The organism is Micromonospora sp. 15K316 (assembly GCF_004348525.1).
Taxonomy (GTDB): Bacteria; Actinomycetota; Actinomycetes; order Mycobacteriales; family Micromonosporaceae; genus Micromonospora.
This window is the reverse complement of the sequence record NZ_SMKG01000390.1, coordinates 1-2,255: the sequence shown is the minus strand read 5'-3', so window position 1 is coordinate 2,255 and position 2,255 is coordinate 1. Positions and strand designations below refer to the sequence as shown.

Annotated in this window: 1 protein-coding gene and 1 pseudogene; both read right to left on the bottom strand. The window is 67.6% G+C overall.

The genetic code is table 11. The annotated features are described in order from the left end of the window. Positions 1-1,233: 1,233 nt before the first annotated feature. A pseudogene (locus E1211_RS31795) lies at positions 1,234-1,397 on the bottom strand (IS5/IS1182 family transposase); the annotation flags it as partial. Between the two features lie 235 nt (positions 1,398-1,632). Beyond that, on the bottom strand, positions 1,633-2,255 hold a 623-nt coding region (locus E1211_RS31790), incomplete at its 5' end, for a VWA domain-containing protein (protein ID WP_132353899.1).

Below are 2,255 nucleotides of genomic sequence, written 5' to 3'. Positions count from 1 at the left end.
GGTGAAGGTGATGGAGGGGGGCGGGGTTAGCTCCATCAAGGCGATCGCGCAGCATTCGAAGCTCAGGGTGTGCCGGCTCGTGGTCTCGGCGCCAGAAAAAGGGGCCTCGCAACATCTGGTGCGAGGCCCCTTCCTTCTAGCAGCTGATGTCTAGCAGTTAATCATGACGCCGTCGATCTGGTCTACCAACTTGAACTGCCAGTTATTAGTCCACGCGGGCACGGTTCCCCAGTCGACCCACTTGGATCCGTCCCAGTTGTACACGGTCATGCTGTTGCCGTGGGTCCGTGCCGAATTGGCCCAGTCGTTAAAGTGGAGGCCCGTCCCGTCATTCCGCGAGTATGTGCCCAAGTCGTAGAAGCCGCAGGTCATTTCGAGATGGTATGCGCCGGCGCCGTAGTCACCGCCGAAGAGGCAGGGGTATCCGTAGGTGCAGTCCCAATTTGCGCGAGAAGCGACCTTCCACAACGGAAGGGACTCCGCCAGCGTGCCAGACGGCGTGGACGATGCCCTGTCCGTCGTTGTAGCGCCAGGGGCCGGACTCACCGCAACCCGAGGAACTGCGGACCCGGACCCGTCCGCGTGCGCCGGCCCCGCCGTGACGGCGGTGCTTGCGACGAGCAGTGTGGCGATCGCAGCGAGCTTCAGGAACCTTGCTCTGAACACAGACTTTCCCCGTTCTCCCCATGCGCCCGATGATCTTTATCGGCCAGCGTTGCTGGATAGTACCCCACCCATCTATGCGAACAGGGGCCGATACGGTGCGGGTTGGAGTATCGGCAGGCCGGGCGTGGCGCGGCCGACGTAGACCGCTCGGGCCGGGATCCGCCCGTGGTACAGGTCGCCGAGCACTCGGCTCTAGAGCAGTGCCTCCGGCGGGGGCCAGACGACTCCAGGATGGAGTTGCCGAACAGTTGCGGTGGGTGGGTGGTTGGGAAGCTGCCATCCCGTCTACCACTGCTGGCGAAGACAAGGCCCAGATCCGACCACAGCTCTCCGGCCGCGAGCCGTTCCTTGGCCTGGCACCCGATGCGACTCCAACGCCCGCACCGCGGGGGACGACAGCGGCGCGGACGGAAGCGGGGGTCGGCCACTGGGACTTCGCCCTCGGCGTCAACGAATTCGCCGGCTGAGCCCCGGGGGCCGAGCGGTCGGCGAACAGGGAGCCGTGCTCCCTGGCGATGGTTGATGGAGCACCGACTCGCTGATGTCGGGTATCAATGAGCCTTTTCGTCCTTGGTGGATCGGGTGCTCGGCGTGGTGTAACCCGAGGATAGCCTGCACGATCGAGGTGGCGCGGTGTGGGCAGCAGCGCAGCTTGGTCAAGACTTTCCGGGTTTGAGCGTGGCGTTGGCGCGTTCGCCGATGGAGCGGATCCGGGCGTGGGCGCGGTTGACCTTCTATCAAGGCTTGTGGGCGGGAAACCCGGGCACGGCCTGTCGGCCGTGCCCGGGTTTGCGCTGGGTGCGGGTGGCCGGGCATCGGCCTGGTTCGTGCGTTGGGACGCAGTCAGGTCAGCGGCGGGGGTAGGCAGCGCGCGAACCCGCTGCAAGCGGCGATGGATCGGCGCGGCTTCTGGTGCCGCTCTCGTCCCGCAGCCGGCCTCGGCGCCTTCGCTTGTGCGGAGGCTCGTCAGGAGCGTTCGAGCGAGGTGAAGGCGGCGTCGGCGATGGCGTCGACGGCCTGGATGGGGTCGGCCACCTCGAGGGTGGTGGTGTGGGTGAAGGTGTGCCCGGCCAGGTCGGTGGGGCGTAGCCACAGCACGGCGCAGCCCGTCTGGTGCAGGGTGGTGATCAGCCGCTGCGCCGGCGCGGTGTCGGGTAGGTCGCCGTCGGAGACGACGGCGAGCATCCGCGGCCCGCCGGGTTGGCGCAGGCGCAGCAGTTGGTCGGCGAGTTTCACCGCGTCGATGAACGCGGTGGTGCCGCCGAACGCCCGCATCTCCAGGACAGATGTCGGCTGTTGGTGGGGTGGCACAAGAATGGCGGCCCGGTTGCCGAATCCGATCGTGGTGGTGGTGGCCTGGTTCGTGTGGGCGGCGTGGGCGAGGATCCACCCGGCCGAGGACATCGGCGCCGCGTAGGGATGCATCGAGAACGACGTGTCGACGAGCACGGCCAGGTGCAGGGTCGGCTTCGGTGGCGGCAGGGCGGTGCGCCGTTGCCAGGGTGTGGCGGTGGGCATGCTCCCGGAGGCGATCTGCGCTTGGGCGGTGATGGCGTGTCGGGTGCGTAGCCGCCCGGGCGGGACGGGGC